This window comes from Allochromatium vinosum DSM 180 (assembly GCF_000025485.1).
Lineage (GTDB): Bacteria > Pseudomonadota > Gammaproteobacteria > Chromatiales > Chromatiaceae > Thermochromatium > Thermochromatium vinosum.
The window spans coordinates 80114-99961 of record NC_013851.1 but is presented as its reverse complement, the minus strand read 5'-3'; the positions used below and the strand labels follow the sequence as shown (position 1 = coordinate 99961).

At 64.2% G+C, this 19848-nt stretch carries 21 protein-coding genes; 8 read left to right on the top strand and 13 right to left on the bottom strand.

Features of this window, described 5'->3' with window-relative positions; translation table 11 throughout:
* Positions 1 to 314: 314 nt before the first annotated feature.
* From ALVIN_RS00475 to prpC, 3 genes are read left to right on the top strand one after another with little or no spacing between them, the layout of a single operon-like run.
* Positions 315 to 1085: a GntR family transcriptional regulator gene (locus ALVIN_RS00475; RefSeq protein ID WP_148217422.1), complete on the top strand. Its 771-nt coding sequence runs from the start codon at positions 315 to 317 to the stop codon at positions 1083 to 1085.
* Between the two features lie 46 nt (positions 1086 to 1131).
* A complete protein-coding gene (prpB, locus tag ALVIN_RS00470) occupies positions 1132 to 2022 on the top strand; it encodes a methylisocitrate lyase (protein ID WP_012969343.1) in 891 nt (296 codons plus the stop codon).
* Positions 2023 to 2052: 30 nt separating this feature from the next.
* Positions 2053 to 3201 carry a bifunctional 2-methylcitrate synthase/citrate synthase gene (gene prpC, locus ALVIN_RS00465; protein ID WP_012969342.1) on the top strand — a complete coding sequence of 383 codons (1149 nt, stop codon included), beginning with the start codon at positions 2053 to 2055 and terminating at the stop codon, positions 3199 to 3201.
* A gap of 73 nt (positions 3202 to 3274) precedes the next feature.
* Here the strand turns inward: prpC and ALVIN_RS00460 are convergent, their stop codons facing one another.
* The 6 genes from ALVIN_RS00460 to ALVIN_RS00435 form a co-directional block, all read right to left on the bottom strand.
* Entirely contained in the window at positions 3275 to 3613 is a 339-nt protein-coding gene (locus ALVIN_RS00460; protein ID WP_012969340.1) for a cupin domain-containing protein, read from the bottom strand.
* Positions 3610 to 3966 carry a hypothetical protein gene (locus tag ALVIN_RS00455; protein ID WP_012969339.1) on the bottom strand — a complete coding sequence of 119 codons (357 nt, stop codon included), beginning with the start codon at positions 3964 to 3966 and terminating at the stop codon, positions 3610 to 3612. The genes ALVIN_RS00460 and ALVIN_RS00455 overlap by 4 nt, the downstream gene beginning before the upstream one ends.
* A 62-nt stretch (positions 3967 to 4028) precedes the next feature.
* Complete coding sequence (locus ALVIN_RS00450) at positions 4029 to 4661, bottom strand: hypothetical protein (protein ID WP_012969338.1); 633 nt, start codon at positions 4659 to 4661, stop codon at positions 4029 to 4031.
* A gap of 46 nt (positions 4662 to 4707) precedes the next feature.
* Positions 4708 to 5502, bottom strand: coding sequence for a c-type cytochrome (locus ALVIN_RS00445; protein WP_190275508.1), 795 nt, complete (start codon positions 5500 to 5502; stop codon positions 4708 to 4710).
* A gap of 218 nt (positions 5503 to 5720) precedes the next feature.
* Positions 5721 to 5864 carry a hypothetical protein gene (locus ALVIN_RS00440; protein ID WP_317623699.1) on the bottom strand — a complete coding sequence of 48 codons (144 nt, stop codon included), beginning with the start codon at positions 5862 to 5864 and terminating at the stop codon, positions 5721 to 5723.
* A gap of 110 nt (positions 5865 to 5974) precedes the next feature.
* The gene (locus ALVIN_RS00435; RefSeq protein WP_223295238.1) at positions 5975 to 6751 is read right to left on the bottom strand and encodes a CHAP domain-containing protein; all 777 of its coding nucleotides are present in this window, start codon (positions 6749 to 6751) and stop codon (positions 5975 to 5977) included.
* Between the two features lie 578 nt (positions 6752 to 7329).
* Here ALVIN_RS00435 and ALVIN_RS00430 point away from each other — a divergent pair.
* On the top strand, positions 7330 to 7710 hold the full coding sequence (locus ALVIN_RS00430) for a YchJ family protein (RefSeq protein WP_043795746.1): 381 nt from the start codon (positions 7330 to 7332) through the stop codon (positions 7708 to 7710).
* 68 nt (positions 7711 to 7778) lie between these two features.
* Here ALVIN_RS00430 and ALVIN_RS00425 read toward each other — a convergent pair whose 3' ends face one another.
* The 3 genes from ALVIN_RS00425 to ALVIN_RS00415 form a co-directional block, all read right to left on the bottom strand.
* A complete protein-coding gene (locus ALVIN_RS00425) occupies positions 7779 to 8174 on the bottom strand; it encodes an HIT domain-containing protein (protein ID WP_012969334.1) in 396 nt (131 codons plus the stop codon).
* 71 nt (positions 8175 to 8245) lie between these two features.
* Positions 8246 to 9553 (bottom strand): replication-associated recombination protein A, encoded by a 1308-nt coding sequence (locus tag ALVIN_RS00420; protein WP_012969333.1) that lies wholly within the window; start codon positions 9551 to 9553, stop codon positions 8246 to 8248.
* The gene (locus ALVIN_RS00415; RefSeq protein WP_223295237.1) at positions 9550 to 9852 is read right to left on the bottom strand and encodes a hypothetical protein; all 303 of its coding nucleotides are present in this window, start codon (positions 9850 to 9852) and stop codon (positions 9550 to 9552) included. The genes ALVIN_RS00420 and ALVIN_RS00415 overlap by 4 nt, the downstream gene beginning before the upstream one ends.
* Before the next feature lie 307 nt (positions 9853 to 10159).
* Here ALVIN_RS00415 and ALVIN_RS00410 point away from each other — a divergent pair, with 307 nt between their 5' ends.
* The 3 genes from ALVIN_RS00410 to ALVIN_RS00400 all read left to right on the top strand — a co-directional run bounded on the left by ALVIN_RS00410 (position 10160) and on the right by ALVIN_RS00400 (position 12319).
* Entirely contained in the window at positions 10160 to 10366 is a 207-nt protein-coding gene (locus ALVIN_RS00410) for a YjfB family protein (RefSeq protein WP_012969331.1), read from the top strand.
* A 111-nt stretch (positions 10367 to 10477) separates the two neighbouring features.
* Positions 10478 to 11818 (top strand): peptide-methionine (S)-S-oxide reductase MsrA, encoded by a 1341-nt coding sequence (gene msrA, locus ALVIN_RS00405; RefSeq protein WP_012969330.1) that lies wholly within the window; start codon positions 10478 to 10480, stop codon positions 11816 to 11818.
* Between the two features lie 45 nt (positions 11819 to 11863).
* The gene (locus ALVIN_RS00400) at positions 11864 to 12319 is read left to right on the top strand and encodes a YqaA family protein (RefSeq protein WP_012969329.1); all 456 of its coding nucleotides are present in this window, start codon (positions 11864 to 11866) and stop codon (positions 12317 to 12319) included.
* A gap of 85 nt (positions 12320 to 12404) precedes the next feature.
* Here the strand turns inward: ALVIN_RS00400 and prpF are convergent, their stop codons facing one another.
* From prpF to ALVIN_RS00385, 3 genes are all read right to left on the bottom strand, one after another.
* The gene (gene prpF / locus ALVIN_RS00395) at positions 12405 to 13598 is read right to left on the bottom strand and encodes a 2-methylaconitate cis-trans isomerase PrpF (protein ID WP_012969328.1); all 1194 of its coding nucleotides are present in this window, start codon (positions 13596 to 13598) and stop codon (positions 12405 to 12407) included.
* 66 nt (positions 13599 to 13664) lie between these two features.
* Complete coding sequence (acnD, locus tag ALVIN_RS00390; protein ID WP_012969327.1) at positions 13665 to 16256, bottom strand: Fe/S-dependent 2-methylisocitrate dehydratase AcnD; 2592 nt, start codon at positions 16254 to 16256, stop codon at positions 13665 to 13667.
* Between the two features lie 387 nt (positions 16257 to 16643).
* Positions 16644 to 17414, bottom strand: a complete 771-nt coding sequence (locus tag ALVIN_RS00385) for a spermidine synthase (RefSeq protein WP_043795449.1) — start codon at positions 17412 to 17414, stop codon at positions 16644 to 16646.
* Positions 17415 to 17570: 156 nt separating this feature from the next.
* Here ALVIN_RS00385 and ALVIN_RS00380 point away from each other — a divergent pair, with 156 nt between their 5' ends.
* A complete protein-coding gene (locus tag ALVIN_RS00380; protein ID WP_043795742.1) occupies positions 17571 to 18494 on the top strand; it encodes a hypothetical protein in 924 nt (307 codons plus the stop codon).
* Positions 18495 to 18517: 23 nt separating this feature from the next.
* Here the strand turns inward: ALVIN_RS00380 and ALVIN_RS00375 are convergent, their stop codons facing one another.
* Complete coding sequence (locus ALVIN_RS00375) at positions 18518 to 19720, bottom strand: TraB/GumN family protein (RefSeq protein WP_012969323.1); 1203 nt, start codon at positions 19718 to 19720, stop codon at positions 18518 to 18520.
* Positions 19721 to 19848 lie beyond the last annotated feature (128 nt).

Below are 19848 nucleotides of genomic sequence, written 5' to 3'. Positions count from 1 at the left end.
CGTCACTTAAAAACGCAAAAATACATTAAAAATCAATATTTTTTCACCTTAAAACAAGATAAAAAACATCAGAACAGAAAAGACGCTGCCAGCTTCCAAAATGCACACTCAGCACCTATCGATCACGACGAGAAAAAGCCGTCTCACGCGGCCTTTGATGGTCGCGGATCATCCGGGATCCGGTCGAAACAAGACCGACACCCTCAAGCCAGCCCCGACCAATTCGCGCTTTATTGTCGACAATCCATCTTGACATTATCGATGAATCGACTATTTTAGCGTGCACCGACCCGATGACTGTCGACATATTTACCATGACACTCGCGGCCCTGGACCTCGAAGACGCTCCCTCGCTCACCATCGCCGATCGCCTGTTCGACCAACTGCGTCAGGCCATCGTCGAGGGCGAGATCCCGGCGGGCAGCAAGATCAGCGAACCGGCGCTGGCAGCGCGTTACGGCGTCAGCCGCGGATCGCTGCGCGAGGCGCTGCAACGGCTCGAAGCCATCAAGCTCATCGAACGGCGCGCCAATGTCGGCGCCCGCGTCGTCCAGCTCAGCAGCACCGAGTTGCTGGAAATCTATAGTGTGCGCGAGGGACTGGAAGCCATGGCCGCGCGTCTGGCCGCCGAGCGCATGTCGGACGCCGGCATCGCCGAACTCAAGGCTCTGCTCGAACGCCACCGCCAGGAACTCGCGCACGAGGACTGGCAACGCTACTTCCAGCAGGAAGGCGATCTCGACTTCCATTTCCGCATCGCCCGGGGCAGCGGCAACCGCCGTCTGATCGAGATCCTGTGCAACGATCTCTATCACCTCACGCGCCTGTACCGCTGCCAGTTTGGCATGAAGAGCCATCGCACCCGCGAGGCGCTGCGCGAACATGAATTGATCGTCGAGGCCATCGCCGCGCGCGACGGCGAGCTGGCCGAGTGGCTGATGCGCCGTCATATCCGCGCCTCGCGCCAGGCCACCGAGCAGCAACTGGCCCTGAGCACGGCCGGCCACCCGCCGTCGGCAATCAATGGGCCACGGGTTCGCCGTCCGCGACGCCCGACCACACGGCCCCCGGCCACCCCGAACTGAACGACCCGAGTCCATCCGGCTCCACCAACCGAGACGAGCACAGACCATGACCCAAGCCATGACACCCGGCGCCAAGCTGCGCCTCGCGGTCCAGGAAGAACGCCCCTTGCAAGTGGTGGGCGCCATCAACGCCTATCACGCCCGCATGGCCGAGCGCACCGGCTATCGCGCCCTCTATCTGTCCGGCGGCGGTGTCGCGGCCGGTTCCTACGGCATCCCGGATCTGGGCATGACCAGTCTGGACAATGTGCTGGAGGACGTCAGCCGCATCACCTATATCACCGACCTGCCGCTGCTGGTCGATGCCGACACCGGCTGGGGCGGGGCCTTCAACATCGCCCGCACCGTCAAGCAACTGATCCGCGCCGGGGCGGCTGGCTGCCACATCGAGGATCAGGTCGCGGCCAAGCGCTGCGGACACCGTCCCGGCAAGGCGATCGTCTCGCAGGCCGAGATGGTCGACCGCATCAAGGCCGCCGTGGATGCGCGCACCGATGACTTCGTCATCATGGCCCGCACCGATGCGCTCGCCGTCGAGGGACTGGACGCGGCCATCGAGCGCGCTCAAGCCTGCGTCGAGGCCGGCGCTGACATGATCTTCCCCGAGGCCATGACCGAGCTGGCGCAGTACGAGCGCTTCACCGCCGCTGTCCAGGTGCCGGTGCTGGCCAACATCACCGAGTTCGGCGCCACGCCGCTGTTCACCACCACTGAGCTGGGCGCCGTGGGCGTGTCGCTGGTGCTCTACCCGCTGTCGGCCTTCCGCGCCATGAACAAGGCCGCGCTCAACGTCTATCAGGCGCTCCGCCGTGATGGCACCCAGGCCAATGTCGTCGACACCATGCAGACGCGCATGGAGCTCTACGACTATCTCGATTACCACCACTTCGAGCAGAAACTCGACGCGCTGTTCGCGCAGGAACGCTCCGGCGAATAAGACCGTTCTAGAAAAACAAGCGAGGAAACGATGACCGAGACCCACCAGCCCAAGCCGAAGAAGTCGGTCGCCCTCTCCGGCACCGTCGCCGGCAACACCGCCATCTGCACCGTCGGCCTCACCGGCAACGACCTGCACTATCGCGGCTATGACATCCTCGACTTCGCCGATCAGGCCGAGTTCGAGGAGGTCGCGCACCTGCTCATCCACGAGCGTCTGCCGACCCGCGCCGAACTGGAGGCGTACAAGCGCAAGCTCAAATCCATGCGCGGTCTGCCGGCGGCGGTCAAGACCGCGCTGGAACAGATCCCGGCCTCCTCGGCGCATCCGATGGACGTGCTGCGTATCGGCTGTTCGCTGCTCGGCACGCTGGAGCCGGAGAAGGACGATATGTCCGTGGTCGGCGCGCGCGAGATCGGTGATCGGCTCATCGCCAGTTTCGGCTCGATGCTGCTGTACTGGTATCACTTCGCGCATCACGGCCGGCGCATCGAGGTCGAGACCGACGACGACACCATCGGCGGTCACTTCCTGCACCTGCTGCATGGCGAGAAGCCGTCCGAGGAATGGGTGCGCGCCATGCACACCTCGCTCATCCTCTACGCCGAGCACGAGTTCAACGCCTCGACCTTCACCGCGCGCGTGATCGCCGGCACCAACTCGGATATGTACTCGGCCATCAGCGGCGCCATCGGCGCGCTGCGCGGTCCCAAGCACGGCGGGGCCAACGAGGTCGCCTGCGAGATCCAGGAACGCTACGCTACGGCGGATGAGGCCGAGGCCGACATCCGCGAGCGGGTGGCGCGCAAGGAGATCATCATTGGCTTCGGTCATCCGGTCTACACGATCTCGGACCCGCGCAACAAGGTCATCAAGGCCGTCGCCGAGCGTCTGTCGAACACCAACGGCGACCGGCGCATGTTCGACGTCGCCGACCGGCTCGAAAGCGTCATGTGGGAGCTCAAGAAGATGTTCCCCAACCTCGACTGGTTCTCGGCCGTGTCCTATGCGCAGATGGGCGTACCGACCCCGCTGTTCACGCCGATCTTCGTCATCTCGCGCACCACGGGTTGGGTCGCGCATGTGATCGAGCAACGCCAGGACGGCAAGATCATCCGCCCGAGCGCCAACTATGTCGGGCCGGAAAATCTGAGCTGGGTGCCGATCGAGGCACGCTGATCGGGCGCCGTGCTGCCTGGTCGAGTGGGTTCGCCGACCCGCTCGTCAGGCACGCCGGTGAGCATCGTGACGGTCATCGCTCATGCGGATGGATATGCACCGCCAGCCACAGACAGGGCGGCTCGCGCGAGGTGTCCAATACCTGATGCGGCGTATGGGCCGGGATCAGGAGATGATCGCCCGCCCGGAGTTCGACTTCATCGCCCGCGATCCACAGCCGCGCCTCACCCTGAAGCAGGCAGACCCACTCGTCCTGCTCCTGATCGTAGAGCACGGATTCGGGCTGGTCGCTGCTCAGAATGCGCTCGATGCGCACATCCCGAAAGACCACCAGTTCCTCGAAGAACTCGCCGCTGGTGAGCGTCGGAAGGTCGGCGAAGAGATTGTGCACGATCCGCCCGGCGCTCTTCACAGGCTCGCGTGCTCCAGGATCTCCTGCCCCATCAACACACAGGAATCCTCGAGTCGATAGTAGATCAGGCGCATTCGGTACTGCCCCTTCAGGATCATGCCTCGCACTTCCAGTACCTGGAACTGTTGTTTCGGATTGGCCGGGTTGCGCAAGGGGGCTTTTTCCACGACGTCGGGTTCGATGAAGATCCGGTCATCGCCACCGACATGGAAGTCCAGCAGACGCTGGGCCTGTTCGCGGGCCTCTTGAGCACAGACGGGCTGACTGGTCTGAGCCAGTGCACCGGCTGTCCAGCCGAGCATCAGGATCGAAAGGGCCAGCAGCCAACGGACAGGAGCGATCATCTTGGACATAGCCGAGTACTCGATCAGTTTGGAGTCAACCTGGGTTGAACTGGCCGGCCAAGCCGATCCCCTCATTGGGGCGCCGACTCGATGAATCGCCCGTCGACAAAAACCATTTTTTGCTCGAAGCCCTGGCTTCCGAACGGCAATGCAACTGATTGCCCATCGATCACGGCGTTCGATTGGCCGGAAAAGTGACCGATCAGCCCCCAGTTTTCCGGTCGGATGGCATCGGCGGGACGCGCCGGCGGATGATAGGAAAAGACGTTGACTTCAAGGCGCATCCTCCCGTCGCCGAGGGCGATGATGAGCTCTGGGAGACCGTCGGCATCGAAATCATGCGTGCCGGCCTGCACGAAACAGCTTCCGGCCACTTCACCGCCGCCGGAAACAGACCTGTCGCCATCGATGCATGTGCCATCGAACTCGACCGGCAGATTGCTCGCTACGCTCAGTGCCTCGAACACCACCCTGTAGTCCATGCCGGCTTGGGTGGCTCTCTTGATGATCAAGGTGTCCGGTTTGACGGCTGTGTCGAACTCGAGGTCGAGCACGGATTCCGCAAAGATGTTTTCAGGGTGATTCCAGGTAATGGTGCGCTCAAGGCCGGTCAGTAATGCATCGGAAGCGGCGACCGGAAAGGCCAGGCCGGTCAGGCTGACCGCCAGCGCGTAACGTCGTCTCAGGCTTGGGCTTATCTTCATTGCACGCTCCCAGTCATCGATTTCAGGCTGTGACTCGCACCGACGCTCAGTCACCCGTCGGCTCCTGGAACAGTGGACGCGGATGCGTGAGCACGAAACCGGCCACGTCCCACGCCTCTTCATCGCTGAGCGAGTCATCGGCGCCTAACGGCATCTTGTGCTTGATGAACCCGGCGGCCGTGGCCTGACGGTTCATCCCCGCGCCGGTGTTGAACGAACGCGGCCCCCACAGAGGCGGGAAAAGATAGCGTCCATCGGCGTCCAGCGTGCCGCTCCCGTCGGCTCCATGACAGGCCAGACACCTGGCCTGGTAGAGCGCCTCCCCATGCACCCCATCCGGTTCGCGCTCCAGCGTCAGCGTCGGGATGCCATGTCCCGCTACGACAGCGCCCACGGGCACGCCCTGCGACAGCCAGCTCATGTAGGCCAGCATGTCGATCAGGGCGGGGTGATCGAGCGCGAGCGCTCGACCGTTGAGACTGCGCTCGAAACAATCGCCGATGCGCTGTTCGAGCGTGATGAGGCGGCCATGTCGGGCGCTGTACTGCGGAAAGCGTCCGACGACGCCGACGAAGGGGGCCGCATTGGCTTCGGTGCCGACCTCCCCGTCTCGGCCGGGATGGCAGTGTCGGCAGGCCAGTCCATTGCCAACGAAGTCGGGCAACTGAGCCGGCGTATCCGACAGATAGCGCCGACCACGGACGATGCTCTCACCGAGTGCGCCGTCAGGGAGCAGCGCGGCCGCCGGAACCGTCAGAGCGACGGTCGGCGGCTCTTCGGCGTGGGCCACCAGACCGACGGCGAGCAGCCACGCGGCGGCGATCGGACTCGCGGTATGCACCCTTACATCACCGCGCATTGGTTTCTTTGTGGTTTTCGTGGGGTTTCGACATGGCCTGACTCCTCGTCCATCGCCTGGAGATTGTCGCGCCTCCGCACGACGGCGACGCGACACCGCCTCACCTTGGAGCCGCTGAGCGGGCGCACGGGCGAGACTGTTGCTTCAAGTATAGATCCCGACTGTGGCGTGTCGTCTGCTGTCCCGCTGAAATCACCGCCTCAAGCCGCTTGCTGGAGTCCTGCGGCGCGGTTCAGGTAGGGCGTGCATTCACGGCGCTCGCCTGGCTCGCGGAAGTAACACCGCTCAGCGCGCTCGGCCTGCTTGCTGGCATTGAAGCTGTCGATGGGCCGGTGATAGTCCATGACGCGCGCCCATGTTCCACATTATGTTCGCTCAGTATCATCCAGCCGAATGGTGTATCGACTCATGCCCTAGCTCCTCGTCTCCAGATGTCGAATCGTTTGATCACGGATCAGCGCACCAACATTGAATCGGGAAGCGGATATACCCAGCCGACAATGGATCCACCCTCGGGATTATCGACCCGATCTTGGGCGACGTCGAGCAGGCTATAGCGTTCGCCTATACGCACGATTCGGATACGCCTGGCATGGTACTCCGGATCGCTCCAGGGACGGTTGTCGTAGTTCTGCTCGGCCAGTGCGACCCAGCCCTGTTCGAGATCGGTGTCGACCACAACGGCGACATGCCCGGCGCGCCACTCCGGGTCGTTGGGATCGGCGGCATAGATCACCAGATCACCGCGTTCGGGGGCGCGGCGGGCGTGTCCGTTGAGCGACCGACCGAGCGGAATGACCGCCTGATCGGACAGACGCCGGCCCTCGGTGAGGCGCAGGATGTCGGCGGCCGTCGGCACGTCGCCGAAGGTCAGGCCGAGCGTCTGGATCCACCAGCGCCGCGCATACTCGACGCACTGATAGGCCAGACCGGAATATTCCAGCGGCTCGGGGTGCTCGCCCGAGCGGGCGATCCAGATCCGGCCAGAGTCGGGATCGACAAAGCTCGATTCGAGCCGCACGCAGAGCGAGGCACAGTTGGAGCGGGCCTCGACGCCGTTGGCGCGACCCAGCGGTGTGCCGAAGTCGGTGACACAAGGACCATCGCACGCGCGCCGGGCGGCCTGGAAGCGTTCCAGGCTCAGGGCTTCGCTGACGGGTGGCGGAACCAGCCTCTCGGCGCCGTCGGTATGTGGCAGATACTCGACCGTGGAGGCTGGCGGTGGGCGCATCAGCCAGTCGGTCAGATTCAGCGTCCAGACGAACACAACGACGGCTACCAGGATAGTGGCGAGGATGGGTATTAGCCGTCGGCGCCAAGAGCGATCAGGGGCGGATATCATGTGCGCGTTCGGTCTCGATCAGGGGTAGTAGGTTGTATCCTGGCCGATGGCAGTTCCGGTGCAAGGGATCGAGCAAAGCCGCGCCGACGGCGACTATGGCGCGTTCTGAGTGCCGGCGAAGCATTCACCTTCCCCAAAGCCTGAAATACTCGAAGCAACGAAGCCTACACCTCGAAGACGGCCAACTGGGCCAGCGAGATCAAACAAATTGGCGGCGCGAAGATCATCAGCCACGGTGTCACCGTCGATCGTGATCTCAACGGCGCGCTTCTGGCCGTTACGGCTAATGGGCGAACCGAACGACAGGCCACTCTATCAGAGTCACACCCATCGGGAGGGTGGGCGTGGTGGATGAACGGCCGCCTCTGGACATCGAAGGAACATCCATCCGGATCGACAGCCTCGACGCCTGGAATGAGCACCCGATTCCGGATATCAAGTCAGTACGCAAGAGCGAAGAGTCAACCATGCTCAATCCCTGTCTCTGCGGCTCCGGCCGCCCTTTCGACGACTGCTGCGGTCCTCATCTGTCCGCCCGTACCATCGCACCGACAGCCGAGGCCCTGATGCGCTCGCGCTACAGCGCCTTTGCCACCGGGCAGGCTGACTATCTGCTCGCCACCTGGCATCCGACAACCCGTCCGGCCACGCTGACCCTGGAGCCGGGACTTCGCTGGCTCGGTCTCAAGATCCTGAGCACCGAAGCCGGAGGCGCAACGGACCAGGAGGGCTGGGTGACGTTCGTGGCCCGCTCCAAGCTCCAGGGCCGTGCCCAGCGCCTCCAGGAGCGCAGTCGCTTCGTGCGCGAGCACGGGCGCTGGTTCTATCTCGATGGCGAGCTGGGGTGATGGCCGGTCAGAACGCGCGGTTCCTCCGTTGCGTCTGAACAGGTCAGTGGACGATGGAGCCGGCGCTCTCAATCCAGGACCGCCGCGCGGAGCGCCGTGATTTCGTGCTCGGCATAGTCCCGCTCTGCCGGCAGATGCCCCCACACCGGTCGCGGCCAACAGGCATCGCCGGGACGACGCCCGATGACATGGATGTGGAGCTGTGGCACCAGATTACCGATCCAGGCGACGTTGATCTTGGGATAACCCAGCGTGCCCAGTGCATCCGAAACGCGCGTGCAGTCGGCTAGGACGGCATCACGGTGCGCGGCCGGCAGATCCAGGAGGTTGGCCAGATCGGTTTCAGGAACCAGGATGAACCAGGGCGCGGCGCCGTTGCGATGCAGCAGCAGATGGGTCGCGGGCAAACGCCCGAGGACATGGCAGTCGGCGCGGAGCTGGGGATGGAGGGCGAAGGGCGGCATACGGCTCTCGCAGGTGTGGATAGTGTCGGATATGGTTGAACGGGAGGCGCGCACAGGGGAAGCCGGCACAGCTATGCCTTGTTTTTGGCTTCCTCATCGAGCTGCTTGAGACGCGCCATTTTTTCCGCGATCCTGATCTCCAAGCCTCTCTGCACGGGTCGATACCAGTGCGGATCCGACATCCCGTCGGGAAGATAGGTTTCGCCGGCAGCATAGCCCTGGGGTTCATCATGCGGGTAACGATAGGTCTGTCCGTGACCCAGATCCTTCATCAGCCGTGTCGGGGCATTGCGCAGATGCCTGGGAACCTCGCGGCTCCTGTCCTGTTTGACGAAGGCGCGTGCCGCTTTGTACGCCGTGTAGCCCGCGTTGCTCTTGGCCGCGATCGCCAGATAGATGACCGCTTGCGCCAGGGCCAGTTCGCCCTCCGGCGAACCCAGCCGCTCATAAGCCATTGCCGCCTCATTGGCGATCTGTAAGGCTCGTGGGTCGGCCAGCCCGATGTCTTCCCAGGCCATGCGCACGATGCGTCGTGACAGATAGTGTGGGTCCGCCCCGCCGTCCAGCATCCGGGTGAGCCAGTAGAGCGCCGCATCCGGATTCGAGCCTCGGACGGACTTGTGGAGCGCCGAGATCTGATCATAGAAGCCGTCGCCGCCCTGATCGAATCGCCGGCTGTTGAGGGTCAGGGCATTCTCGATGAAACCGGCGTCGATGCAGGTCACGCCCGCCGTTCCGGCGGCGATGTGGCACTGTTCGAGCAGATTCAGACACCGTCTGGCATCGCCGTCGGCATAACCGATGAGGGTGTCCACCGCCGCCGCATCGAATTGAAGATGCGTCAGTACCTGATCTCTCGCTCGCATCAGCAGCTGCCGCAACTCCGCGTCGGTGAGCGACTGCAACACATAGACCTGAGCGCGCGACAGCAAGGCCGCGTTCACTTCGAACGATGGATTCTCGGTCGTGGCACCGATCAGCGTCACCAGCCCGGATTCCACATAGGGCAGTAGCGCATCCTGCTGTGCCTTATTGAAGCGATGGATCTCATCGACGAACAGGATCGTGCGCCGGCCCCGGGATCGGTGGTGTTCGGCCTGTTCCATGGCGGCCCGGATGTCTTTGACGCCGGCAAAGACCGCCGACAGGGCAATGAACTCGCCGGCAAACGCCTGCGCGGTCAGTCGGGCCAGCGTCGTTTTGCCGACTCCGGGCGGACCCCACAGAATCATGGAATGCGCCTGACCCGACTGGAACGCCAGTCGCAACGGCTTACCCTCACCCAGTAGATGAGACTGCCCGATCACCTCGTCCAACACCCTGGGTCTGAGGGCTTCGGCCAGCGGCGGAACCGGCGTATTGGCAAAGAGGTCCGTCATCGAGCGTTGAAACACACCAGTCCCGTGCCGGCCTCGAATGCTTGGCACGAACTCATGTAGGAGACACTGTTGTCACTGTGGATGGACACCACATGACGCCCGCCGCCGGCGCAGGCCACGGCCACCAGTGCATCCCCGTTCGAGCCGGTTCCGAGCGCGCGCGTGGTCTCGATGTTCTGACACGCCCCCCCGGCACGGGTGATGACGATCTGAAACGCTTGTTGAGCCAACTGGGCCTTGGCTGGAGCGACGGCGAGTGCGAGCAGTAGCCCATAGAGCACGCCAGGCCAGGCCGACATCGTGGGGCGCGTACCATCCATCGTTGTGTCCTCTGGAGTTCAGTCGTCTGATCGATCAATGCGGAGTCAGGAAACGGCTCGATCGCACTCGAGGCGACCACTACACCGCCAACATGGTTCCGGACAGATTGTGCCACACCGGGAGCCGCGCTCCGGCCACGGGAACAATCAGATGACGCCCATACCTCCAGAAAAGCGTCATCCGGCCGTTAGCCGACAGTCTGGCGCCGCGTTCGGCCCGACATCGGCGCCGAGATCCGATCGCGCCTTTGCATGCGATTCATCCACAATGCGAGAGGTTACGCCCATGGAGATTCCCACTTCAACGACAGGTCTGGCCACACTGGCCACGGCCATGAGTCGGACCAAGCTCGAGGGCGCAGTGGATGTCGCCGTATTCAAGAAGGCGCTCGATATGCAGGAGGAGTCCGCCGCACAGTTGCTTCAGAGCCTGTCCACGCCTGCGGCGGCCTTGCCCGATGGCGTCGGCGGCCGGATCGATACCACGGCCTGAGGGCGGATCGAGACCGGAGATCGCGCCCCGGCCCAATCCTGTGCACAGGATTGCAGACAGCCTGTCTCGACCCAATAGTCCGTCATTCGCACGTGCAAGAGGGTCGATCGTATGAGACAGACACATCGCTGGCCGCTCATCGCATTAGGATTGAGCGCGCTCCTGCATACCGGGACGGACAACCAAGCCACGGCCGCCCAGAATCCCGCTCGTGATCCATCGGGCGTCGCCCCAGATCCAACCGCCGACACCATCGTCCTCGGCATGGGCTGTTTCTGGGGCGCGGAGAAGCGCATGAGCGAGCTGCCCGGAGTCATCGATGTCGAGAGCGGCTATGCCAATGGCGAGATCGAAGGCACCTATGAGGCGATCCTCGCCCACGAGCGCGCCCGGCGACGTGGCGCCGATGAGAAACGCAATCACGCCGAAGTCGTGAAGGTGCGCTTCGATCCGGCGCGCGTCAGCCTCGAACAGGTGCTGGCGAAGTTCTGGGAAAGCCATGATCCGACCCAGGGCGATCGTCAGGGCAATGATGTCGGCAGCAACTATCGCAGCGCCATCTATACCAGCAGTCCCGAGCAGGCCGCCGTGGCCGAACGCACGCGCGCACGCTATCAGGCAGCGCTCACGCAGGCCGGACGCGGCGCCATCACCACCGAGATCGCCCCGCTGTCGGCCTATTTCCGCGCCGAAGAAGCGCATCAGGACTATCTGCGCAAGAATCCGCGCGGCTACTGTGGACTCGGCGGCACGGGCGTCGCCTATCCGGGCACGGCCTCAGGTGTCGATGAGGCCGCCGAGTCGCCCTCCCCCGACCCGCTGGACGGCGCGACCCTGGAGCGCGCGCGACAGTTGGTGATGTTCGAGGCGGAGTACTGCGGGGCCTGCAAGCAATTCAAGGCCGAGGTGCTGGATCACTGGCAGTCTCCGGTGCCGGTCGCGCGCAGTCTGAGTTTCAGCGCACCGACCGGCTGGACGCTGGACAAGCCGCTGTTCGCCACGCCGACGCTGGTGCTGTTCGAGGACGGTCGCGAGGTCTCGCGCTATACCGGCTATGATGGCGACGCGACGCGCTTCTGGTCTTGGCTTGGCGGGCAGATCCTCACCCCCGAACAGCGCCGGATCGCCTTCGAGCAGGGCACGGAGCGGGCCTTCACCGGCTCACTGCTGGATGAGAAACGCTCCGGAACCTTCGTCGATCCGATCACGGGTGCGCCGCTGTTTCGCAGCGAAACCAAGTTCGAGAGCGGTAGCGGCTGGCCGAGTTTCTTCGATCCTGTCGATGGGGCCATCACCTTCCACGAGGACGTGAGTCATGGGATGCGGCGTGTGGAGGTGCGTAGCGCGAGTTCCGGCATCCACTTGGGGCACGTCTTCGAGGATGGACCGCCGCCGACCCGGAAGCGCTACTGTATCAACAGCCGTGTGCTCAGTTTCGTGCCCGATCCTTGAGACCGGCGGACTTTCCCCTCTCCCGCCAGGGGAGAGGGGTTTTAGGTGTATCTGTTGTCGGTGAACGATCTCGGCGTCTATCTCGGACTCTTCGCATCAGCGTTTGGAGCGGCCTCGCTGCTGCCGTTGCAGTCCGAAGTGCTGCTGGTGGCGCTCCTGCTCGACCGGAATCAGGCAGTCTGGGCGCTGCTGACCGTCGCCAGTTTCGGCAACGTGCTGGGTTCGATGCTCAACTGGCTGCTCGGGCGCTCGCTGGAGCGCTATCGCGAACGGCGCTGGTTTCCGGCCACACCCACCCGGCTGGAACAGGCCCAGCGCTTCTATGTGCGTACCGGCTACTGGTCGTTGCTGCTGAGCTGGATGCCGATCATCGGCGATCCGCTGACCCTGGTCGCCGGGGTGTTGCGTGAACCGCTGTGGCGCTTCGTACTGCTGGTGGCTTTGGCCAAGAGCGGGCGCTATCTGGTGCTCGCGGCGCTGACGCCGGGGGCGCTGTCCTGACCGATTGTCATTGAGCGCTGTTTGAGCGGCGCAGCGTCCAATTGGCCGCTCAGACAGCACGATCGGCACCTGCATGAGCGATCGCTCAGAACGCATCCCCAGGCACGCGCACCCAGCCTTCCATGATCACCCGTGCGCTACGGCTCATGATGGCCTTGGTCACGGTCCAGTTTCCATCGACCTGTTTGGCCTCAGCGCCGACCCGCAACGTACCCGAAGGATGACCGAATCGCACCGCCGTGCGTTCGCCACCGCCGGCCGCGAGATTGACGAGCGTTCCGGGAATGGCTGCCGCCGTGCCGATGGCCACCGCCGCTGTGCCCATCATGGCGTGATGCAGCTTGCCCATCGAGAGCGCACGCACGCACAGATCGATCTCGCTCGCCGCGACCGGCTTGCCGCTGGAGGCGACATAGTCGGTCGGCGGGGCGACGAAGGCGACCTTGGGCGTGTGCTGACGGGTCGCCGCCTCGCTGATGTCCTGGATCAGCCCCATGCGTAGCGCGCCATGGGCGCGGATGGTCTCGAACATGGCCAGCGCCTTGGGATCACCGTTGATGGCCTCCTGCAGCTCGGTGCCGGTATAACCGATCGCCTCGGCGTTGACGAAGATGGTCGGAATGCCGGCATTGATCAGCGTCGCCTTGAGCGTGCCGACACCGGGCACGTCGAGGTCATCGACCAGGTTGCCGGTCGGGAACATGGAACCGCCGCCCTCCCCTTCACCCTCATCGGCCGGATCGAGGAATTCGAGCTGCACCTCGGCGGCCGGGAAGGTCACGCCGTCGAGCTCGAAGTCGCCGGTCTCCTGCACGGCACCATCGGTGATGGGGACGTGCGCGATGATGGTCTTGCCGATGTTGGCCTGCCAGATCCGCACGGTCGCCAGGCCATTCTGCGGGAGGCGGTCGGCATCGACCAATCCGGAGGCGATGGCGAACGAGCCGACCGCCGCCGACAGGTTGCCGCAATTGCCGCTCCAGTCGACGAAGGCGGTGTCGATCGACACCTGACCGAAGAGATAGTCGACATCGTGGTCCGGCCGACTGCTCTTGGCGAGGATGACGGTCTTGCTGGTGCTGGAGGTCGCCCCGCCCATTCCGTCGATCTGTTTGCCGTAGGGGTCGGGACTGCCGATGACACGCAGCAGTAGCGCATCGCGCGCCGCGCCCGGTGTCTGGCAGGACTCTGGCAGGTCTTTCAGACGGAAGAAGACGCCCTTGCTGGTCCCGCCACGCATGTAGGTGGCGGGGATCTTGATTTGGGGTGTGTGGCTCATTGAATGGGATTCCGCAACACTGTGGCGCTGTGTCCCCTCTCTCACGCGGAGAGAGGGGCGCGGCTCTCAAGCCGCCTTGGTCGATTCGAGGAAGTCCTGGGCGAAACGTTGCAGCACGCCGCCGGCCTCGTAGATCGAGACCTCTTCGGCGGTGTCGAGCCGACAGGTTACGGGCACCTCGACGCGCTCGCCGTTCTTGCGCTGGATGACCAGGGTCAGATCGGCGCGCGGACGGCGCTCGCCGATGACGTCATAGGTCTCAGTGCCGTCGATGCCGAGCGTCTTGCGGTTCACGCCCGGCTTGAACTCCAGCGGCAGCACGCCCATGCCGATCAGGTTGGTGCGGTGGATACGCTCGAAGCCCTCGGCGACGATGACCTCGACCCCGGCCAGACGCACGCCCTTGGCCGCCCAGTCGCGCGAGGAACCCTGACCATAGTCGGCGCCCGCGATGACGATGAGCGGCTGGTTGCGGTTCATGTAGGTCTCGATCGCTTCCCACATGCGCATGACCGTGCCGTCCGGCTCGACCCGCGCCAGCGAACCCTGCTTGACCTGACCGTCGACCACGGCCATCTCGTTGATGAGCTTGGGATTGGCGAAGGTCGCGCGCTGGGCGGTCAGATGGTCGCCGCGATGGGTGGCGTAGGAGTTGAAGTCCTCCTCGGGCAGACCCATGCGCGCCAGATACTCACCCGCCGCGCTGTTGGGCAGGATGGCGTTGGACGGCGAGAGATGGTCGGTGGTGATGTTGTCCGGCAGCACGGCCAGCGGACGCATGCCCTTCAGCGTCCGCTCACCGGCCAGCGCCCCTTCCCAATACGGCGGACGGCGGATGTAAGTGCTCTGCGGACGCCAGTCGTAGAGCGGGCTGACCTTCTCGCCGGTCTCGGCCCGGACAGCAAACATCGGCTCGTAGACCTGCCGGAACTGCTCCGGCTTGACGCTGGCGGCAACGACGGCGTCGATCTCTTCGTCCGACGGCCAGATGTCCTTCAACCGGATCTCACGCCCGTCGGCCACGGCGAGCACGTCCTTCTCGATGTCGAAGCGGATGGTGCCGGCGATGGCATAGGCGACGACCAGCGGCGGCGAGGCCAGGAACGCCTGCTTGGCATAGGGATGGATGCGGCCGTCGAAGTTGCGGTTGCCCGAGAGCACGGCGGTCGCATAGAGATCGCGGTCGATGATCTCCTGCTGGATCTTGGGATCGAGCGCGCCGGACATGCCGTTGCAGGTGGTGCAGGCGAAACCGACGATGCCGAAGCCGAGCTGTTCCAGCTCCAACAGCAGCCCGGCCTCCTCCAGGTACAGGGGGACAGTCTTGGAACCGGGCGCGAGCGAGCTCTTGACCCAGGGCTTGCGCGTCAGTCCGAGCCGGTTGGCGTTGCGCGCCAGGAGTCCAGCCGCGATGACGTTGCGCGGATTGCTGGTGTTGGTGCAACTGGTGATGGCGGCGATGATGACGGCGCCATCCGGCATCTGACCCGGAACCTCGTCCCACTGGCCGGCGATGCCCTTGGCGGCGAGATCGGCGGTCGCCACGCGCGCATGCGGATTGGACGGGCCGGCGAGGTTGCGGACCACGCTCGACAGGTCGAACTTGAGGGTGCGCTCGTACTGCGCGTTCTTCAGCGTCTCGGCCCAGAGTCCGGTCTGCTTGGCGTAGGTCTCGACCAGCTTCACCTGCGCATCGTCGCGGCCGGTCAGTCGCAGATAGTCGATGGTCTGAGCATCGATGTGGAAGAGCGCCGCCGTGGCGCCATACTCGGGGCACATGTTGGAGATGCTGGCGCGGTCCCCAATGGTCAGCGCTGCCGCCCCTTCGCCGTGGAATTCGAGATAAGCGCCGACGACCTTCTCCTTGCGCAGGAACTCGGTTAGGGCCAAGACCACATCGGTCGCGGTGATGCCCGGTTGCGGCTTACCCGTCAGCTCGACGCCAATGATCTCGGGCAGACGCATCCAGGACGCGCGGCCCAGCATCACGTTCTCGGCCTCCAGCCCGCCGACGCCGACGGCGATCACGCCCAGCGCATCGACGTGCGGGGTGTGGCTGTCGGTGCCGACCAGGGTATCGGGGAAGGCCACGCCGTCACGCGCCTGGATCACCGGACTCATCCGCTCCAGGTTGATCTGGTGCATGATGCCGTTGCCGGCCGGGATCACGTCGACATTGTCGAACGCCAGCTTGGTCCACTCGATGAAGTGGAAGCGATCTTCGTTGCGCCGATCCTCGATGGCGCGGTTCTTGGCGAAGGCATCCGGATCATAGCCACCGCACTCGACCGCCAGCGAATGGTCGACGACGAGCTGCACCGGCACCACCGGATTGACCTTGGCCGGATCGCCGCCCTGATCGGCGATGGCATCGCGCAACCCGGCCAGGTCGACCAGCGCGGTCTGGCCCAGGATGTCATGACAGACCACGCGCGCCGGGAACCAGGGGAAATCGCGCTCGCGCTTGCACTCGACGATCTGCCGGAGCGAATCGCTCAGGATCGCCGGATCACAGCGCCGGACCAGATTCTCGGCCAGCACGCGCGCGGTATAGGGCAGTCTGTCGTAGGCGCCGGGCGCGATCGCTTCAATCGCGGCGCGGGCGTCGAAATAGTCCAGATCGGTTCCAGGCAGGGGCTTGCGGTTGGTGGTATTCATCGATGCTCTAGTTTTTTGATGTGAAATCACTGAACGGCTTCATCCAAACCGCTCGTGACCGCGACCGAATCCAGGGTCGCGCGCGGCGAGTAGGACTTGTCAGGTCGGGACACGGCTCAGTCGTGTTTTTCAGGGACATGCACCAGCTTGACGAAACGGGCCTGGAGACCACGTGCCCAAGCCGGCTGTGACCAATTCCAGCCGATCACGATTCCGATTGCGATGCCAATCAATAGCTGAACCATGCGCGTTTCCTCTCTTTGATGTTGAAGACGGGCATACCGTCCGAACCGAGATCCGGACCGGAAATCAACATTATCCCATATCGCCCAAACAGGGTTTAATATAAGAAAATCAATTTTTTAAGCCAGCGCTGCGGGGCATCGCTCAGATATCGTCTTCGAGACGAAACCCGAAGAGTTCGAGCACCATGCCGCTCAGGGCGCCACCGAGCATCCCACCCAAGAGACCCGGTGGGATATCGTTCAAAACCTCGGCGATGGCCTGCTGGGTGCGTGTATCCAGCACAGTCGCCGTAGTGCTGCCGAGAATCCAGACGCTCCCGGCCACGACGGCGGCGACCAGCCCCGCCACCAGCGGCGCGGAGACGACACCCGGCAGCCAAGCGATACCGAGCCTGACCAGCCAGCGCTCGGAGATCTCGAACAGGGCGCCGACCAACGCGACCACGCCGGCGGCCAGCACGAACACACCGACCGGCTCGGCCACAAACCCGAGCACCAGACTCAACAGCCCTCCCGCCAGCAGCCCCGCGAACAACCCGGTGAGCGTCTCGGCCAGTGGACGGCTACCGCCCGCGACCATCCAGGAATAGAATCCACCGGCCAGCATGCCGGCTCCACCGGCGAGACTGGCGATCATCACCAAGTCGATGTCGTGCCCGATGACGATCAAATACCCGATCGAAGCCAGGACACCGGCCATGCAGCCTACCAGCGCGATCGGCATCGCGCTATAAAAGGCCGTGGTCGTCATGGCGGCCGCGGCCGCAGCGATCACCAGCGGCAGCCACCCCGCCAGCCCCAGTACCAGCAGGATTTGATGCAGGCCGGCAAAGAGTGCGCCGAACAGCGCCCCGGCGAATCCCCAGACGAGCAGCGCCAGAATGATCGCAGTGAAACGGTCCTTGGATTGCATGATTGAATACCCGGCGATGTTGAACGGCACTCCGACTCGAACGACACGCCATGACACAGGTCACAGGGTCGCGTCCGTCACGCGCTCCAGACGCGTATCACAGCTCATCATGGCCTACACTAGCCTCTTCCATGGTTCCGGACATTGATGCGCGGCATGTATCAGTCCCCTCTCAACGGCAGTAAACGCAAGATCGATGGCGTCATACGCGTCTACTATGACGGCTATTGGATCAAATATTACGAACCGCCGCCCGACAGTTTCGAAGTGCGGCGCCAGCTCATCCAGGTGCTCACGCGCCGCCTGTTCAACCATGTCGAGCATGGCATCAACATCCCCGGCTCGCGGCTCAAGGAAGCACGCGCCGCCTACGAGGCCGAGACCGACACCGAGCGCAAGCGCGTCAACGGCGCCATGCTGGCCGGCGCGCTCTTCAACCGCGCCGCCGACATCTTCCATAGCCTAGTCGATCTGCAAACGGCCGGGGTCGAGATCGCGCCCGACCATGCGCTGATGCGTGAGTGCGGCCACTGTCTGATCGAGGCGCTCGAACTGGGCAAGATGGTGCGCCACCGCAGCGGCGACGAGGGTATCGACGAGCTATGGGGCGAGCCGTTCAAGGCGTTCTCGATGCCGATCGAGGCCTTCTATTCGAGTCGCTACCTCAAGATCGCCATGACCATGCACGACATCGACCGCATCACTGGGGCCATGAAGGCGACCTTCGCCGGCAGCCGTCAGATCCTCGGACTTGACTCACGGCTCGACGAACTCAATGTGACAGCCAAGCGTAAGTGCGAAATCCTGCGCACCGATCCGGAGGTCTTCGACGTTTGGCCGACCTATGTCGTCGCCAGCGACCGGGTGCGCAACGTCGAACCGATCATGCCCGCTGTCCACGACGCCGTCGATGTGCGCGAGGCGGTCGAGGGTTCGCGGCTACTGCGTGATGGCACCGACCTGATCAGCTTCATCGTACGCGCGCGCGTGCCCATGCCCAAGAGCGCGCGTGAATACGTCGACCGCTGTCAGCAGTTCAGACGCGCCTATATCGAGCCTTATCTGAGCACCTCCGTTTGAGCCGTCGACCGGCGATGGCCGCGTCACCCACCGGCGCGGATCAGCCGCTCGGCGATGTGCAGGCCGGCCACATAGGTTCCGATCCCGGCTCCCAGACTGCTCAGGACGAAGACGACCAGCACGCGCGAGACCCGGTTGCGCCACCAGCCGGTCCAGGTGGCCACGTCGGAGCGCAGACGGCTGAACTCACCCACGCTGGGCTTGCGCAGATAGAGTTCGACGGCACCCGTGATCATCCCGGCACCGATGGCGGGGTTGAGCGTCGTCAGGGGGGCGGCGAGGAAAGCCGATAAGATGGTGAGCGGATGCCCGGCAGCAAGCAGGGTGCCGAGCGCCGAGAGTCCGCCCGTGATCAGCGCCCAACCGATCAGCAGATCCAGCCCCAGCTCGGGACTGACGGCGAACCCATAGCCGAAGCCGGCCAGGATCAGGATCAACAGCGTCCAGCCGAACACAGCCGGCCAGCGACTCGGCGGCGGCACCCGTTCGAGATCGCCGAGCACCTCGGCCGGATCGGTGCGGTCGGTCTCCAGCGCCTCAGTCACACCCTTGAGATGACCAGCGCCGATCACGACCAGAGCGCGCCTGGCCCCGACGCGCGCCAGCTCACGCCGCAGCCTGGCGGCCATGTAGCGGTCGCGCTCCTCGATCAGGGGGACATAGAGATCCCGACGCTCGGCGGCAAACTCGGCGAAGGCCGTTTCGAGCACGTCGCCCTCCTTGAGCCGTTCGACCTCCTCCTCGGTCACTTCGTCGGAGCTGACCATGGCCGCCAACAATCCGGCGAACAGCCCATAGCGCTTCCACCAGCCGAGATTGGCCGAGATGCGCTTGAGCGTGATGCCGATCTCGCGATCGACGAGCAGCAGATTCAGCCCCTGATCCTTGGCCAAGCGCAGTGCCGTGCGTTGCTCGGCGCCCGGCTCGATGCCGAACTGATCGGCGAGCCGTTGCTGATAGGCGGCGAGCACCAGGTTGGCCACAACCATATAGACGCGGTTCTGGCGGATGACCGAGAACAGATCCATCTGCGCCAGGGTGCGCGGGTCCATCAGGGCATTGAAACGGCTGCGGCACAGCTCGACGGCCACGCTGTCGTAGTCGCCGGACTGGATCAGCTTGCGTACCTGATCGGCGCTGGCGCGCGAGACGTGGGCCGTGCCGAGCACCGTCAGCTCGACCCCATCGATCACCAGATCGCGCCGTGGTTCCATCGAATCGGCCATGGTTTCTCGTGACTCGTATTGGACAAAGGGCGGGCATCATACCGAGACTCGGGCGCGTTTCCCAAACCGAGCCGCTGGAGCAGCATCGTCGCCGAGCCTTGGTCCGGATCGCACCCATGCCGTATCAT

Coding starts and splice junctions, on each gene's coding strand:
- ALVIN_RS00475 (WP_148217422.1), top strand. CDS start 315: ATGACACTCGCGGCCCTGGACCTCGAAGACGCTCCCTCGCTCACCATC.
- prpB (WP_012969343.1), top strand. CDS start 1,132: ATGACCCAAGCCATGACACCCGGCGCCAAGCTGCGCCTCGCGGTCCAG.
- prpC (WP_012969342.1), top strand. CDS start 2,053: ATGACCGAGACCCACCAGCCCAAGCCGAAGAAGTCGGTCGCCCTCTCC.
- ALVIN_RS00455 (WP_012969339.1), bottom strand. CDS start 3,966: ATGTCCAAGATGATCGCTCCTGTCCGTTGGCTGCTGGCCCTTTCGATC.
- ALVIN_RS00450 (WP_012969338.1), bottom strand. CDS start 4,661: ATGAAGATAAGCCCAAGCCTGAGACGACGTTACGCGCTGGCGGTCAGC.
- ALVIN_RS00440 (WP_317623699.1), bottom strand. CDS start 5,864: ATGGACTATCACCGGCCCATCGACAGCTTCAATGCCAGCAAGCAGGCC.
- ALVIN_RS00435 (WP_223295238.1), bottom strand. CDS start 6,751: ATGCGCCCACCGCCAGCCTCCACGGTCGAGTATCTGCCACATACCGAC.
- ALVIN_RS00430 (WP_043795746.1), top strand. CDS start 7,330: ATGCTCAATCCCTGTCTCTGCGGCTCCGGCCGCCCTTTCGACGACTGC.
- ALVIN_RS00425 (WP_012969334.1), bottom strand. CDS start 8,174: ATGCCGCCCTTCGCCCTCCATCCCCAGCTCCGCGCCGACTGCCATGTC.
- ALVIN_RS00420 (WP_012969333.1), bottom strand. CDS start 9,553: ATGACGGACCTCTTTGCCAATACGCCGGTTCCGCCGCTGGCCGAAGCC.
- ALVIN_RS00415 (WP_223295237.1), bottom strand. CDS start 9,852: ATGTCGGCCTGGCCTGGCGTGCTCTATGGGCTACTGCTCGCACTCGCC.
- ALVIN_RS00410 (WP_012969331.1), top strand. CDS start 10,160: ATGGAGATTCCCACTTCAACGACAGGTCTGGCCACACTGGCCACGGCC.
- msrA (WP_012969330.1), top strand. CDS start 10,478: ATGAGACAGACACATCGCTGGCCGCTCATCGCATTAGGATTGAGCGCG.
- prpF (WP_012969328.1), bottom strand. CDS start 13,598: ATGAGCCACACACCCCAAATCAAGATCCCCGCCACCTACATGCGTGGC.
- acnD (WP_012969327.1), bottom strand. CDS start 16,256: ATGAATACCACCAACCGCAAGCCCCTGCCTGGAACCGATCTGGACTAT.
- ALVIN_RS00385 (WP_043795449.1), bottom strand. CDS start 17,414: ATGCAATCCAAGGACCGTTTCACTGCGATCATTCTGGCGCTGCTCGTC.
- ALVIN_RS00380 (WP_043795742.1), top strand. CDS start 17,571: ATGTATCAGTCCCCTCTCAACGGCAGTAAACGCAAGATCGATGGCGTC.
- ALVIN_RS00375 (WP_012969323.1), bottom strand. CDS start 19,720: ATGGCCGATTCGATGGAACCACGGCGCGATCTGGTGATCGATGGGGTC.